The following is a 421-nucleotide window of genomic DNA, read 5'->3' on the forward strand; positions in this document are numbered from 1 at the left end:
AACAAGATTTGGCTCAAGCTATTAAACTGTCTCAAAAGCGTTTTTATGAATGTGGAGAAGCAGCAGAGACATTAGCTGCTCAAAAACAAACTCAGCCCATAAATCTAGTATCTGCAAATGTACAACATAGAGCTTCACATTTACTGAACCGAAGAGCGTTTATTTACTTAATTATTCCAGCTTTCTTCACTTTTGGTTTAGCAACACCAGCATTGGCGAGTAGAGGGAGAAATTTTGGTAAATGTATGTCCGCAGCGTCGAGAGCGTCTGTTAGACAAGACCAAAAAGACGGTAAATGTGGTAATGAGCCAGAACTTTATTATGGTTTATGTTGTTTAGGTATAGTTGGTGCAGCCATAGCAAATGAAAGTAAATAGCTAAAACTAATCGTTAATTCTTAGAGGAAACACCAAGCGATCGC

General features: G+C 38.2%; 1 protein-coding gene. It reads left to right on the forward strand.

The features are described from left to right. Nucleotides 1-377 (forward strand): hypothetical protein (locus tag AACS98_RS21790; protein ID WP_198161177.1); only part of this gene is annotated, 377 nt, incomplete at its 5' end. Between the last annotated feature and the right edge of the window lie 44 nt (nt 378-421).

Origin of the sequence: Anabaena sp. CA = ATCC 33047 (assembly GCF_963870205.1) — a bacterium.
In the GTDB taxonomy this organism is placed as follows: Bacteria; Cyanobacteriota; Cyanobacteriia; order Cyanobacteriales; family Nostocaceae; genus Trichormus.